Below are 12,889 nucleotides of genomic sequence, written 5' to 3' on the forward strand. Positions count from 1 at the left end.
CGCTCCCTGATCCGGCCTGATCCAAACGAAAGACCCTAGCTGCGACTCAGCCCCGGCCGAACACCCGCTCCAGGACCTCGGCGACCCCGTCCTCCTCGTTCGACGACGTCACCTCGTCCGCCGCCGCCCTCAATTCGGGGTGCGCGTTGGCCATCGCCACCCCGTGCCCGGCACGGCGGAACATCGGCAGGTCGTTGGGCATGTCACCGAAGGCGATCGCGCCGGCCGGGTCCAGGCCGAGCGCCTCGGCCGCGAGGGCGAGGCCGGTGCCCTTGTCGACGCCGTACGGCGCCAGTTCGACCGTGCCGGGGCCCGCCATGGTGACGGTGGCCAGATCGCCCACGACCGCACGGGCGGCGGCCGCCAGTGCGTCGTCCGAGAGCTCCGGGTGGCGCACCAGCACTTTGATGATCGGGCTCGCCCACAGGGCCGCACGGTTCCGCGTCCGTACGGCGGGCAGCGTCGGATGGGGCATCAGATAGCCCGGCTCGATCAGCGTCCGGCCCTCGGCACCGTCCTGGTCCACGGCCGCGAAGACCGCGCCGACCTCCGCCTCGATCTTGCCCAGCGCGGTCTCGGCCAGTTCGCGGTCGAGCGTCACGGAGCGCAGCAGGCGGCCGGTCCCGGCGTCGTACAGCTGGGTTCCCTGCCCGCAGACGACCGGGCCGTCGGAGCCCAGCGCGGCGTGCAGGCCCCGTATGCCGGGCACCGGGCGGCCGGTGACGACGAGATGCCGGGCGCCGGCCGATGCGGCGAGGGCGAGCGCGGCGCGGGAGCGGGGGCTGACGAGGTCGCCCGGGCGCAGCAGTGTGCCGTCCAGATCCGTGGCGACCAGAGTGAATGCGGGTGCGGGTGGGGTGGGCATGAGGGCCACCCTATGGAGTGCGCGGAGCCCCGGTACGACCGCTGTCGCGGTGCGTACCGGGGCTCGCTGAGCAGGACGTGCCGGTCAGGCCGGCTTCAGGTCAGCTGAAGACCACGGAGCGGACCTTGAGCCGCTCGGAGGCGTGCCCGCCGTGCGGGCGGAGGCTGAAGTAGGGGCCCTCGCAGTCGGCGTCGGCGAAGACCGTGGCGGTCGAGTCCGTGTAGTTGCGCGGGGTGTGGGCCGGTGGCGTCCACTCGGGGGCGACCTCGGGAAGTGTGATGCACACGCCGCTCGGCGGATCGATCAGCGCGCCGAGCTGCGGGGCGCCGCCCGGGACCGACGCTGCTCCGCATGTGGTCTCATCACGCCCGGCAGCCGGGAGTCCCAGGCCGTGTTCGTGTGCAAGAACCCGGACTGCGGCTGGTCGGGCAACGCCGACCACAACGCAGCCCGGAACGTGTTGCATCTGTACCGGATGGGCCTCGCGCTCATCCCGGCTGCCGGGAGGGCAGTCGTCAGGCGCGCGAAGCGCGTCAAGCCCGCTACCGCAAGGTAAGCAGGAATCTCCCGGCCTCAGCCGGGAGAGCACTTCACTGCACGCAGAATTCGTTGCCCTCCGGATCGGCGAGCACGATCCAGGTCCCACCTGGTTCCTCGACGCTGCGCAGGACGCTCGCCCCCAGCCCCACCAGCCGTGCCGCCTCGGCCTCCCGGCGCTCGGGGCCGGCGTGCAGGTCCAGATGGACACGGTTCTTCACCGTCTTGGGCTCCGGTACGCGCTGGAACAGCAGCCGGCGCCCGAGACCCGTGCCGGACTTCTTCTCGTACGGATCGTCAGGGTGCCGCGCCGCCGCGAGGTCGCGCCAGGCGCGACGTCCATGTGCCTCGACGGTCGCCGCCTCGGGCACGGCCCCTAGGCCGAGCAACTCCTCGATCAGGGGGCTGTTGTCCTCTACCAGGTATCCCAGGGCCTCGGCCCAGAAGCCGGCCTGGGCGTGCGGATCGGCTGCGTCGATGACAACTTTCCAGTCCAGAGTCATGGAAACCGTTTATAGTGGTTACATGACCGAGTCGGCAAGGGACACGCCGGGACTGGTGCTCCGTACACGGGAGGGGCGCCCGTTCCGCTTCGATCCGGGTGCCCTGTGCCTGGAGTTGCTGCCCACCGGCGGACTCGGGCGGTACGCGGCGTACGAGGTCCTGCACGAGCCCGCCGATCTGGTCCGCTGGGCGGGGGAGAGCAGGCTGCCCGCAGGGCTGGCGCTCTCGGTGAGCGCGGGGGAGCTGGAGCTCGGACGCGAACTGCGCGCCGCACTCTGGAGGCTGACCGGGAGTCGTGTGGAGGGGCGGGAGCCGGCTCCGGAGGACCTGGAGGTGGTCAACGCCGTGGCCGCCGCCCCGCCGCTGGTGGCCCGGATCGGTGCCGACGGCCGCCGCGCGTGGGCGCCGGGAGCGACCGGCACCGCGCTGCTGTCGACGGTCGCCCGCGATGCCGTGGACCTCTTCACCGGTCCGTTCGCCGAACGGGTGCGGGTCTGCGAGGCCCATAACTGCGCGCTGCTCTTCGTCGACACCTCGCGCCCCGGCAGACGGCGCTGGTGCGCGATGGAGCGCTGCGGAAACCGCCACAAGGTGCGGGCCCACCGGGCCCGCCGTACGGCAACGGAAACCGCCGAAGAAGACACATGACGCGACAGCGGGCCCCGGATCATCCGGGGCCCGCTGTCGGGTGCTGAGTGCTGGGTGTGCGGGCTTGGCCAAGTCGTCATCGCATGCCCCGGCGGAATGGCTCCCATAGGGGGCATACGGGAACCCGTACCGCCCGCTTCAGGACGTCGGGGCCCGCTCCGGGACCCCGGTGGAAGCGGCTGCCGCCGCCGCGGTCAGCCGTGCCGCCTGCGCCCTCGTCCGTCGCGCCGTCCGCAACGCGTCCCAGGTCAGCAGCGTCAACGCCAGCCACACCAGCGCGAATCCGGCCCAGCGCTCGGGCGGCATCGACTCGTGGAAGTAGAGGATGCCGAGCATGAACTGGAAGACCGGCGCCAGATACTGCAACAGCCCCAGCGTGGACAGCGGTACGCGGATCGCCGCCGCGCCGAAGCAGACCAGCGGGATCGCCGTGACGATGCCCGTCGCGGCGAGCAGCACCCCGTGCCAGGCGCCTCCGGCGGTGAACGTCGCCTCGCCCGTCGCCCCCAGCCACAGCAGGAATCCGAGTGCGGGCAGGAAGAGCACCGCGGTCTCGGCGGCCAGCGATTCCAGGCCGCCCATGTTGACCTTCTTCTTCACCAGGCCGTAGGTGGCGAAGGAGAACGCCAGCGTCAGCGAGATCCAGGGCGGACGCCCGTACCCGATCGCCAGCACCAGCACCGCCGCGAACCCCGTCCCGACCGCCACCCACTGCGCGGGCCGCAGCCGTTCGCCGAGGAGCAGGACGCCCATGGCGATGGTGACCAGCGGGTTGATGAAGTAGCCGAGCGAGGCCTCGACGACCTGGCCGTTGTTGACGGCCCAGATGTAGAGGCCCCAGTTGACCGTGATGACGGCCGCCGCTATCGCGATCAGGCCCAGCTTGCGGGGCTGCTTCAGCAGTTCGCCGACCCAGGCCCAACGGCGTACGAGGAGCAGGGCGATACCGACGACACCCAGCGACCAGACCATCCGGTGGGCGAGGATCTCGACCGCCCCGGAGGGTTTCATCAGCGGCCAGAAGAGGGGGACGAGGCCCCACATTCCGTATGCGCCGATTCCGTACAGCAGTCCTGCCCGCTGTTCGTTCTTTCCCTGCACGGGCCCTCCCGGCGTCCGCGTCGACGGTAGGGCCGACCTCACGAAGGTAGCGTCGCGAGGGGTTCCGTGTCATGGCCGTCTCAGGGAAACGGTCGTGACGCGCAGGGGTGGGGGCGGTTGGTAGGCTCTCCGGCCCATGGAGCTGAGCGCTGAGAACGAGATGGTCGCCGTCCCCCCGGGACGCGTGACGCTGTCCGACCGGCGTACGCAGCGCAGTTGGCCGGTGGAGCTCGCGCCCTACCGCCTCGCCGCGTACCCCGTGACCCAGGGCCGGTACGCGGAGGTCACCGGCCTCCGGCCCGGCACGGCGAAGGGCGACCGCGTGCCCGTCGAGGGTGTTTCGTGGCTGGACGCCGTCGCGTTCTGCAACGCCCTGTCGCGGCAGGAGGGGCACACGCCCGCGTACGGCCTCGAAGGCATCGATGGCCTCGGCGGCCTCGGCGGCCTCGAACCGGCCCGGCCCGAGGCCGTCGTATGGGACACGACGGCTGACGGATACCGGCTGCCGACCGAGGCCGAGTGGGAGCACGCGTGCCGCGCCGGCACGGAGGGGGCGAGGTACGGGCAGCTCGACGACATCGCGTGGCACCGCGGCAACTCGCAGGAGAGCATCCACGACGTGGGCGGCAAGGAGCCCAACCCGTGGGGCCTGTACGACATGCTCGGCAACGTCTGGGAGTGGTGCTGGGACGTCTACGACGCCGAGGTCTACGGCACCTACCGGGTGCTGCGGGGCGGCGGCTGGTTCGACGAGCCCTGGAGCTGCCGTGCGTCGGTGCGGCGCCGCAGCCACCCGACCTTCCGGATCGACGACGTGGGATTCCGCGTCGCCCGGTCCGTCCGGGCCTGAGCCTCGGCGCCGCCGCACCCGATGAGGCGGGTCAGGCGCCCGCGACCGCTGCCTTCACCGTCTCCGCGAGCGGGGTCGTCGGGCGGCCGATCAGCCGGGACAGGTCGCCGCCGGTCCCCGCGAGCAGCCCGCGTCCGATCGCCTCGTCGACATCGGCGAGGATCGCCGCGAGGCCCTCGGGCAGCCCGGCGCCGACCAGGATCTCCTGGTGCACGGCGGCCGGGACGTTCTTGTACGCGATCTCCTTGCCGGTGGCCGCGGCGATCGTCGACGCGTACTCGGCGAGCGACCAGGCGACATCGCCGCTCAGCTCGTACGCGGCGCCCAGGTGGCCCTCGCCCGTGAGCACGGCAGTGGCGGCTGCCGCGTAGTCGGCGCGCGCGGCGGAGGCGACGCGGCCTTCGCCCGCGTTGGCGACCACGGCGCCGTGCTCCAGGACGGGCGCCAGATTTCCGGTGTAGTTCTCCGTGTACCAGCCGTTGCGCAGGAATGTGTACGGCAGCCCCGAGTCGAGGATCAGCTGCTCGGTGACCTTGTGCTCGGCGGCCAGTTGGAAGTCGGCGTCCGGACCGCCCAGCACTCCGGTGTACGCGAGCTGCGCGACGCCCGCGGCCTTCGCCGCGTCGATCACGGCGGTGTGCTGCGGTACCCGCCGGCCCACCTCGCTGCCGGAGATGAGCAGCACCCGGTCACCGGCCCGGAAGGCCTCGGCCAGCGTCTCGGGGTGGTCGTAGTCGGCGATGCGCAGCTCGACTCCCCGCGCGGCGAGGTCGGCGGCCTTCTCCTTGTTACGGACGACGGCGGCGACCGACCCGGCGGGGACGGTGGCGAGCAGCTGGTCGATGACGAGGCGGCCGAGCTCTCCGGTGGCTCCGGTGACAACGATGCTCATGGGGTCCTGCTCCTTCATGGTGGTGCGTGTTCCGTATCCGGCTTCCGCTCCTCACCGTACGGGGGGTACTAACTCAGCGAAAGTACCCACTTTGAAGTAAGGTACTTGCATGACCGAGAGCGCGCTGGACCGAGTACCCGACGTCAACCAGGCGATGTGCCCCTCCCGCCTGGTGCTGGAACACGTCACGAGCCGCTGGGGCGTCCTCGTGCTCGCTGCACTGCTGGAGCGCTCGTACCGCTTCAGTGAGCTGCGCCGTACGGTCAACGGCGTCAGCGAGAAGATGCTCGCCCAGACCCTCCGGACACTGGAGCGCGACGGCTTCGTCGTCCGGGACGCCAAGCCGGTGATCCCGCCGAGGGTGGACTACACGCTCACCGCGCTCGGCAGGGAGGCCGGCGAGCAGGTGTGGGCGCTGGCGCGCTGGACGGAGCGGCACGTCCCGGACGTACAGGCCGCGCGTGCGACATACGACGAGGCCCGGAGCTGACCGTTCGGGTCGGCTCCGGGCCTCGGTGGTACGGCAGGTGGCGGCCGGTCAGCCGACCACCGTCCAGGTGTCGTTGCCCGCGAGCAGCGCGCTCAGGTCGCCCTTGCCGTCCCGCTCGATGGCGGTGTCCAGCTGCTCGGACATCAGGGTGTCGTAGACCGGCCTGACGACACTGCGCAGCACCCCGATGGGGGTGTGGTGCAGGGTGTCCGGGTCGGCGAGCCGGGAGAGGGCGAAGGCCGTGGCCGGTGAGGCGGCGTGCGCGTCGTGGACCAGGATCTGCGACTGGTTCTCCTCGGTGACCGCGACCACCTTCAGATCGCCGGTGACCGTGTCCCTTACGACGCCCTTCGAACCTCCCCCACTCTCGGCTTCGCTCGAGCGGGAGGTGCCCCCTCCGCCGAAGCGGATCGGCTCGCCGTGCTCCAGCCGGATCACGGCCTCCTGCGCCTGGTCCTTGTCCTTCAGGACCTCGAAGGCGCCGTCGTTGAAGATGTTGCAGTTCTGGTAGATCTCCACCAGGGCCGTGCCGGGGTGGTCCGCCGCCGCGCGCAGCACGCTCGTGAGGTGCTTGCGGTCGGAGTCGACGGTGCGCGCGACGAAGGTCGCCTCTGCGCCGATCGCCAGCGACACCGGGTTGAAGGGCGCGTCCAGCGAGCCCATCGGCGTCGACTTGGTGATCTTGCCGACCTCGGACGTGGGGCTGTACTGGCCCTTCGTCAGCCCGTAGATCCGGTTGTTGAACAGCAGGATCTTCAGGTTGACGTTGCGCCGCAGCGCGTGGATCAGGTGGTTGCCGCCGATGGACAGCGCGTCGCCGTCACCGGTGACGACCCAGACCGACAGGTCGCGGCGCGAGGTGGCGAGCCCGGTCGCGATGGAGGGGGCGCGGCCGTGGATGGAGTGCATCCCGTACGTGTTCATGTAGTACGGGAAGCGGGAGGAGCAGCCGATGCCGGAGACGAAGGTGATGTTCTCCTTCGCCAGGCCCAGCTCGGGCATGAAGCCCTGGACGGCGGCGAGGACGGCGTAGTCACCGCAGCCCGGGCACCAGCGCACTTCCTGGTCGGACTTGAAGTCCTTCATGGACTGCTTTGCCTCGGCCTTGGGCACCAGCTGGAGAAGCTCGTTGGTGTCAGGCATCGATGGCCTCCTTGAGAGCTGTGGCGAGCTGCTCGGCCTTGAACGGCATTCCGTTGACCTGGTTGTAACTGTGGGCGTCCACCAGATACTTCGCCCGGAGCAGCATCGCCAGCTGACCGAGGTTCATCTCCGGGACGACCACCTTGTCGTAACGCTTCAGCACCTCACCGAGATTCCTCGGGAAGGGGTTGAGGTGACGCAGATGGGCCTGGGCGATCGGCTCCCCGGCCGCCCTCAGCCGGCGTACGGCGGCGGTGATCGGGCCGTACGTCGAACCCCAGCCCAGCACCAGGGTCCTGGCGCCCGAGGGGTCGTCGACCTCCAGGTCGGGGACCTCGATGCCGTCGATCTTGGCCTGGCGGGTGCGGACCATGAAGTCGTGGTTGGCCGGGTCGTAGGAGATGTTGCCCGTGCCGTCCTGCTTCTCGATGCCGCCGATGCGGTGTTCGAGACCGGGCGTGCCGGGTACGGCCCACGGGCGGGCCAGGGTCTCCGGGTCGCGCTTGTACGGCCAGAAAACCTCGGTGCCGTCGGCCAGTTCGTGGTTCGGCCCGGTGGCGAACTGCACCCGCAGGTCGGGGAGCTGGTCGACCTCGGGGATGCGCCACGGCTCGGAACCGTTGGCCAGGTAGCCGTCGGAGAGCAGGAATACCGGGGTGCGGTAGCGCAGCGCGATCCGCGCGGCGTCGATCGCGGCGTCGAAGCAGTCGGCCGGGGTCATCGGCGCGACGATCGGCACCGGGGCCTCGCCGTTGCGCCCGAACATGGCCTGGAGCAGGTCGGCCTGTTCGGTCTTGGTGGGCAGACCCGTGGAGGGGCCGCCGCGCTGGATGTCGACGATGAGCAGCGGCAGTTCGAGCGAGACCGCGAGCCCGATGGCCTCCGACTTGAGCGCCACACCCGGACCGGACGTGGTCGTCACCGCGAGCGAACCGCCGAACGCGGCGCCGATCGCGGCGCCGATGCCCGCGATCTCGTCCTCGGCCTGGAAGGTCCGCACGCCGAAGTTCTTGTGCTTGCTGAGCTCGTGCAGGATGTCCGAGGCCGGGGTGATCGGGTACGACCCCAGATACAGCGGCAGATCGGCCTGCTGACCTGCGGCGACGAGCCCGTAGGAGAGGGCGAGGTTGCCGGAGATATTGCGGTACGTGCCCGTGGGGAACGCCTTCGAGGCGGGCGCCACCTCGTAGCTCACCGCGAAGTCCTCGGTGGTCTCGCCGAAGTTCCACCCGGCCCGGAAGGCCGCCACGTTCGCCTCGGCGATCTGCGGCTTCTTGGCGAACTTCTGCCGCAGGAACTTCTCGGTTCCCTCGGTCGGCCGGTGGTACATCCACGACAGCAGCCCGAGCGCGAACATGTTCTTCGAGCGCTCGGCCTCCTTGCGGGAGAGCCCGTACTCCTTCAGCGCCTCGACGGTCAGCGTGGTGAGCGGCACCGGATGGACGTTGTACGCCTCCAGCGACCCGTCTTCCAGCGGACTCGTCTCGTAACCGACCTTCGCCATCGGACGCTTGGTGAACTCATCGGTGTTCACGATGATTTCGGCGCCGCGCGGTACGTCCTCGATATTGGCCCTGAGCGCGGCCGGGTTCATCGCGACCAGCACGTTCGGCGCATCACCCGGCGTGAGGATGTCGTGGTCGGCGAAGTGCAGCTGGAAGGAGGAGACGCCCGGCAGGGTGCCTGCGGGGGCCCGGATCTCGGCGGGGAAGTTGGGCAGCGTCGAGAGGTCGTTCCCGAAGGAGGCCGTCTCGGAGGTGAAGCGGTCGCCGGTGAGCTGCATACCGTCGCCGGAGTCGCCCGCGAACCGGATGATCACCCGGTCCAGGCGGCGGACCTCTTTCTCGCCGGTGCCGCCCGGACTGCCGGACACGGGGACTCGTTGTTCCCCGACGACAGCCTCACTGGCCTCGTCGGCTGGGCTACTGACCTGGGTCACTGAACTGGACCTCCCTCGGGGCGGCGGCTCGGGATCGGCCGGCCCACCGGCGGTCCCGCAACCCACCCTACGTCGGTAAGGGTCGCCTTCCCTGGACCGCTCACATGGTGGACGTCTTTTTGAGACGCGCGTTTGTCCTGGTTCGTCATAGTTAACAGGCCCCCCGGCCGTTCATCGAAGACGCCGTGCGCTCATTCTTTGGGTCTAGGTCTCCCGCCCTCCGTCGCTATCTGACGGAGTATCAGCTTTTTACGATTTCAAGTAGGTCAGGACGGCGAGAACGCGCCGGTGATCTCCGTCACTGGGTGACAGGCCCAGCTTCTGGAAGATATTGCTGACGTGCTTCTCCACGGCCCCGTCGCTGACCACCAGCTGCTTGGCGACCGCCGAATTCGTCCGGCCCTCCGCCATCAGACCGAGGACCTCCCGCTCGCGCGGCGTCAGCCCCGCCAGCACGTCCTGCTTACGGCTCCGCCCCAGCAACTGCGCCACGACCTCGGGGTCCAGCGCCGTACCGCCCTGCGCCACCCGGACCACGGCGTCCACGAACTCCCGGACCTCGGCGACCCGGTCCTTCAGCAGATAGCCCACGCCCCGGGTGCTGCCGGCGAGCAGCTCGGTGGCGTACTGCTCCTCGACGTACTGCGACAGGACGAGCACCCCGATCTCCGGGTAGTCCTTGCGCAGCCGTACGGCGGCCCGCACCCCTTCGTCCGTGTGGGTCGGAGGCATCCGTACATCGGCGACCACGACATCGGGCAGCGTGTCCTGCGCGGCGAGATCCGCCACGGTCTTGATCAGTGCCTCGGCGTCTCCCACCCCCGCGACGACGTCGTGCCCGAGATCGGTCAGAAGCCGGGTGAGTCCTTCCCTGAGCAGCACCGAATCCTCGGCGATGACCACCCGCACCCTGTCCTCCACGACGCTGTGTCCCCCCACTGTTGATGTGTGCGCGTGCTGATGTGTACACGCGGGCATGCGTCCGCTGACGCACGCCCCGCCCCTTGCGGGTTCCAGCATCCCAGCATCGGCGCCCCTATGGGCCGGGCCGGGACACTTTCGGGCCGTGTACACGGGAGGAGGTGGGGGAGGTACGCGGGAAAATGGCCGGTTCAGCCCCGCCAGGGCAGCTCGGCCGTGACCTTCGTCGGGCCGCCGGCCGGGGAGTCGACGACGAGGATGCCGTCCACCGCGTCCAGCCGCTCGGTCAGACCGGCAAGACCGCTGCCGCCCGCCACATCGGCGCCGCCCCGGCCGTTGTCGGTGACCTGGAGCATCAGCCGGTTCGACGCGCGCCAGACGTCCACCGAGGCGCGGGTCGCGTGCGCGTGCTTGCTGACGTTCTGCAACAGCTCCGACACCGTGAAGTACGCGATGCCCTCGATTGCCTGCGCGGGCCGGGATTCCAGGTCCACATCGACCTTCACGGGGACGGTGCAGCGGGAGGCGATGGCGGAGAGTGCGGCGTCGAGGCCGCGGTCGGTGAGGACGGCGGGGTGGATGCCGCGGGCGAGGTCGCGGAGTTCCTGGAGGGCGACCTTCACTTCGCCGTGGGCTTCGTCGACCATGCGGGCCGCGGCCGCGGCCTCGGGGTCCTTGGTCAGTTTCTCCTTCGCGAGGCCCAGATCCATGGCGAGGGCGACGAGGCGGGCCTGGGCGCCGTCGTGCAGATCGCGCTCGATGCGGCGCAGGTCGGCGGCGGCCGTGTCGACGACGACACCCCGGTCCGATTCCAGCTCGGAGACCCGGGTCGCCAGCCGGGACGGGCTCAGCAGACCGAGGACCATCACGCGGTCCACGGACGTCAGACCGCGGATGATCCACGGCGTGATCACGACGAGGAACAGCCCCACGGCGCTGGTCACCGCCAGTTCGAAGGGGGAGTCGAGGTAGACGCGATGGCCCCTGTCCCCGTAGAGCTGAATGCCGTCGACCCCGGCGTACACCGGGAAGACCCAGTGCCACAGCGGATAGGTGAGCGCACTCCACCCGTACGCCCAGAGCGTCAGCGAGACGGAGAAGGCGAACACCGCCCACGGGAAGTGCAGCAGCGCATACAGCAGGTGCCGCCAGGACACGCCGCTCTTCAGGACCGCGCCGACCCAGGACATGAGGCCGCTCTTTTGGCCGCGCACCGGCGCGGGGTCCGCCACGTCCAGGTTCAGCAGCGAGCGCGCCCGGGTGCGCTCCATCGCGCCGAAGCCGCGGCACATGGCGAGGCCGGCGGCGAGTACCGGAATCCCGAGGAAGGTGATCAGCAGACCGATGCCCAGCGAGGTCATGGCAATCGCGAAGCTGAACAGCACCGCGCTGATCGGCAGGCTCAGCATCAGATAGCCGAACTCGCGCCAGGTCCGCGCCTCGAACGGCGCGCGCAGGGCCGCCGGGAAGAAGTGCTTCGCCGGGGGAAGGTCCCCGGAGCCGGACCCGTACCTCTGGTGGTCCCGGGTGTCCGGTCCGTATGCCGTGGCCATGGGTGCCGTCCGTTTCTTCTCAGCGGTCATCTCACCGGGGCTGTTCTATGTCTCAAGAGTGCTGTGCCGGAAGGTCCCGCACCATGAGGGCGGTCGCCGTATCGGAGCGGGGGTTTTCCCCACCCCCAGGGGGGGTCTACGGCTTCTGCGCCGTGCCCACGCGGTCCCGCCACGGCAGCTCCGCCGTGACCGTCGTCGGACCGCCCACCGGGGAGTCGAGGACGAACACCCCGTCGACCGCCCCGAGCCGCTCCGCGAGCCCGGCCATGCCCGTACCGCCGTCCATCCGTGCGCCACCGTTCCCGTCGTCCTGCACCTGGATCAGCAGCCGGTCCCCGGAACGCCACACATTGACGGACGCCGACCGGGCGCGGCTGTGCTTGCTGACGTTCTGCAGCAGCTCCGAGACCGTGAAGTACGCGATCCCCTCGATCGCCTCCGCCGGCCGCCCGGGCAGTTCGACCCCTACCTTCACGGGGACGGTGCAGCGGGAGGCGATGGCGGAGAGTGCGGCGTCGAGGCCGCGGTCGGTGAGGACGGCGGGGTGGATGCCGCGGGCGAGGTCGCGCAGTTCCTGAAGGGCGACCTTGACCTCACCGTGGGCTTCGTCGACCATGCGGGCCGCGGCCTCGGGGTCGTCGGTCAGCTTCTCCTTCGCCAGACCGAGCCCCATGGCGAGGGCGACGAGGCGCGCCTGGGCGCCGTCGTGCAGATCGCGCTCGATGCGGCGCAGGTCGGCGGCGGCCGTGTCGACGACGACACCCCGGTCCGACTCCAGCTCCGCGATCCTGCGCTCCAGTTCGTCGGAGGGGGAGAGGAGCCCCCGCACCATGGCCCGGTCGGCATTGGTCAGACCGCGGGCGATGAAGGGGAGTACCGGCCACAGGACGAAGAGGCTGACCAGCGCCACCGTGAACGTCAGTACGCCCCAGGGCAGCCGGATGAACGCGTACAGCAGGGAACGCCACCCCACCGGGTCCTTCAGCCCCGCCCACAGCCAGGAGAAGAACCCCGTCTCGCGACGGCCGCGCGTGATCGCGCTCGGCTCCTCGATCCGGACCCCGAGCATCGCCCGCGCCCGGGCCCGCTCCACCCGGCCGATCCAGCGGGCGCCCAAGAGCCCTGCCACCAGGAGCGGCAGGCCGACGACGGTGACCGAAAGCCCCACGCCGACACCGATCATGAACACTGTGTAAACAAAACCGGCAATCGCCATGGGGAGATTCGCCAGCAGGTAGGCGATCTCCTTCCAGGCCCACGGACCCAGGGCGAAGTGGGCGGGCGGCGGCCGGTCGTTGTCCGGTGCGGAAGGGCTCATGGTCATACGCCCAGCCTGCCGGGCCGGACCTGCGCACGCCATGGGGTACGTGGGTGGGGTGACGTAGGGATAACCCCACCGTTGTCCGACGCGGCTGCTTACCGTCCCTTTAGCAGGGCCTAGACTCC

The 12,889-nt window shown here is 70.3% G+C and carries 13 protein-coding genes and 1 pseudogene; 4 read left to right on the forward strand and 10 right to left on the reverse strand.

Annotated features, from left to right (window positions below; genetic code table 11):
- Positions 1 to 46: 46 nt before the first annotated feature.
- Positions 47 to 865: an HAD family hydrolase gene (locus ACFT7S_RS22555; RefSeq protein ID WP_382734660.1), complete on the reverse strand. Its 819-nt coding sequence runs from the start codon at positions 863 to 865 to the stop codon at positions 47 to 49.
- A gap of 100 nt (positions 866 to 965) precedes the next feature.
- Positions 966 to 1,151, reverse strand: coding sequence for a hypothetical protein (locus ACFT7S_RS22560; RefSeq protein WP_382734781.1), 186 nt, complete (start codon positions 1,149 to 1,151; stop codon positions 966 to 968).
- A gap of 51 nt (positions 1,152 to 1,202) precedes the next feature.
- Here ACFT7S_RS22560 and ACFT7S_RS22565 point away from each other — a divergent pair.
- Positions 1,203 to 1,421, forward strand: a pseudogene (locus ACFT7S_RS22565) (zinc ribbon domain-containing protein); the annotation flags it as partial.
- 34 nt (positions 1,422 to 1,455) lie between these two features.
- Here the strand turns inward: ACFT7S_RS22565 and ACFT7S_RS22570 are convergent.
- Entirely contained in the window at positions 1,456 to 1,905 is a 450-nt protein-coding gene (locus ACFT7S_RS22570; RefSeq protein WP_382734662.1) for a VOC family protein, read from the reverse strand.
- Positions 1,906 to 1,927: 22 nt separating this feature from the next.
- Here ACFT7S_RS22570 and ACFT7S_RS22575 point away from each other — a divergent pair, with 22 nt between their 5' ends.
- Positions 1,928 to 2,554, forward strand: a complete 627-nt coding sequence (locus ACFT7S_RS22575; protein WP_382734664.1) for a CGNR zinc finger domain-containing protein — start codon at positions 1,928 to 1,930, stop codon at positions 2,552 to 2,554.
- Positions 2,555 to 2,692: 138 nt separating this feature from the next.
- Here the strand turns inward: ACFT7S_RS22575 and rarD are convergent, their stop codons facing one another.
- Positions 2,693 to 3,655 (reverse strand): EamA family transporter RarD, encoded by a 963-nt coding sequence (gene rarD, locus ACFT7S_RS22580; RefSeq protein ID WP_382734666.1) that lies wholly within the window; start codon positions 3,653 to 3,655, stop codon positions 2,693 to 2,695.
- A gap of 136 nt (positions 3,656 to 3,791) precedes the next feature.
- On the opposite strand from rarD, the gene ACFT7S_RS22585 reads away from it, so the two are divergent.
- Positions 3,792 to 4,505 (forward strand): formylglycine-generating enzyme family protein, encoded by a 714-nt coding sequence (locus ACFT7S_RS22585; RefSeq protein WP_382734668.1) that lies wholly within the window; start codon positions 3,792 to 3,794, stop codon positions 4,503 to 4,505.
- Positions 4,506 to 4,536: 31 nt separating this feature from the next.
- Here ACFT7S_RS22585 and ACFT7S_RS22590 read toward each other — a convergent pair whose 3' ends face one another.
- Positions 4,537 to 5,397, reverse strand: a complete 861-nt coding sequence (locus tag ACFT7S_RS22590) for an SDR family oxidoreductase (protein ID WP_382734670.1) — start codon at positions 5,395 to 5,397, stop codon at positions 4,537 to 4,539.
- A 109-nt stretch (positions 5,398 to 5,506) separates the two neighbouring features.
- On the opposite strand from ACFT7S_RS22590, the gene ACFT7S_RS22595 reads away from it, so the two are divergent.
- Positions 5,507 to 5,887, forward strand: a complete 381-nt coding sequence (locus ACFT7S_RS22595) for a winged helix-turn-helix transcriptional regulator (RefSeq protein ID WP_382734672.1) — start codon at positions 5,507 to 5,509, stop codon at positions 5,885 to 5,887.
- Between the two features lie 48 nt (positions 5,888 to 5,935).
- Here the strand turns inward: ACFT7S_RS22595 and ACFT7S_RS22600 are convergent, their stop codons facing one another.
- The 5 genes from ACFT7S_RS22600 to ACFT7S_RS22620 form a co-directional block, all read right to left on the reverse strand.
- Complete coding sequence (locus tag ACFT7S_RS22600; protein ID WP_382734674.1) at positions 5,936 to 7,030, reverse strand: 2-oxoacid:ferredoxin oxidoreductase subunit beta; 1,095 nt, start codon at positions 7,028 to 7,030, stop codon at positions 5,936 to 5,938.
- Positions 7,023 to 8,969, reverse strand: coding sequence for a 2-oxoacid:acceptor oxidoreductase subunit alpha (locus ACFT7S_RS22605; protein ID WP_382734676.1), 1,947 nt, complete (start codon positions 8,967 to 8,969; stop codon positions 7,023 to 7,025). Before ACFT7S_RS22605 ends, ACFT7S_RS22600 begins: the two co-directional genes overlap by 8 nt.
- A gap of 249 nt (positions 8,970 to 9,218) precedes the next feature.
- Entirely contained in the window at positions 9,219 to 9,878 is a 660-nt protein-coding gene (locus ACFT7S_RS22610) for a LuxR C-terminal-related transcriptional regulator (RefSeq protein ID WP_382734775.1), read from the reverse strand.
- Positions 9,879 to 10,081: 203 nt separating this feature from the next.
- Positions 10,082 to 11,443 carry a sensor histidine kinase gene (locus tag ACFT7S_RS22615; RefSeq protein ID WP_382734678.1) on the reverse strand — a complete coding sequence of 454 codons (1,362 nt, stop codon included), beginning with the start codon at positions 11,441 to 11,443 and terminating at the stop codon, positions 10,082 to 10,084.
- Between the two features lie 136 nt (positions 11,444 to 11,579).
- The gene (locus ACFT7S_RS22620; RefSeq protein ID WP_382734680.1) at positions 11,580 to 12,767 is read right to left on the reverse strand and encodes a sensor histidine kinase; all 1,188 of its coding nucleotides are present in this window, start codon (positions 12,765 to 12,767) and stop codon (positions 11,580 to 11,582) included.
- Positions 12,768 to 12,889 lie beyond the last annotated feature (122 nt).

The sequence above is a fragment of the Streptomyces sp. NPDC057136 genome (genome assembly GCF_042670885.1).
In the GTDB taxonomy this organism is placed as follows: Bacteria; Actinomycetota; Actinomycetes; order Streptomycetales; family Streptomycetaceae; genus Streptomyces.

Bases quoted from the DNA above. Each gene is read 5' to 3' on its own strand.
- ACFT7S_RS22555 (WP_382734660.1), bottom strand. From the start codon at position 865: ATGCCCACCCCACCCGCACCCGCATTCACTCTGGTCGCCACGGATCTG.
- ACFT7S_RS22570 (WP_382734662.1), bottom strand. From the start codon at position 1,905: ATGACTCTGGACTGGAAAGTTGTCATCGACGCAGCCGATCCGCACGCC.
- ACFT7S_RS22575 (WP_382734664.1), top strand. From the start codon at position 1,928: ATGACCGAGTCGGCAAGGGACACGCCGGGACTGGTGCTCCGTACACGG.
- ACFT7S_RS22585 (WP_382734668.1), top strand. From the start codon at position 3,792: ATGGAGCTGAGCGCTGAGAACGAGATGGTCGCCGTCCCCCCGGGACGC.
- ACFT7S_RS22590 (WP_382734670.1), bottom strand. From the start codon at position 5,397: ATGAGCATCGTTGTCACCGGAGCCACCGGAGAGCTCGGCCGCCTCGTC.
- ACFT7S_RS22595 (WP_382734672.1), top strand. From the start codon at position 5,507: ATGACCGAGAGCGCGCTGGACCGAGTACCCGACGTCAACCAGGCGATG.
- ACFT7S_RS22600 (WP_382734674.1), bottom strand. From the start codon at position 7,030: ATGCCTGACACCAACGAGCTTCTCCAGCTGGTGCCCAAGGCCGAGGCA.
- ACFT7S_RS22615 (WP_382734678.1), bottom strand. From the start codon at position 11,443: ATGGCCACGGCATACGGACCGGACACCCGGGACCACCAGAGGTACGGG.
- ACFT7S_RS22620 (WP_382734680.1), bottom strand. From the start codon at position 12,767: ATGACCATGAGCCCTTCCGCACCGGACAACGACCGGCCGCCGCCCGCC.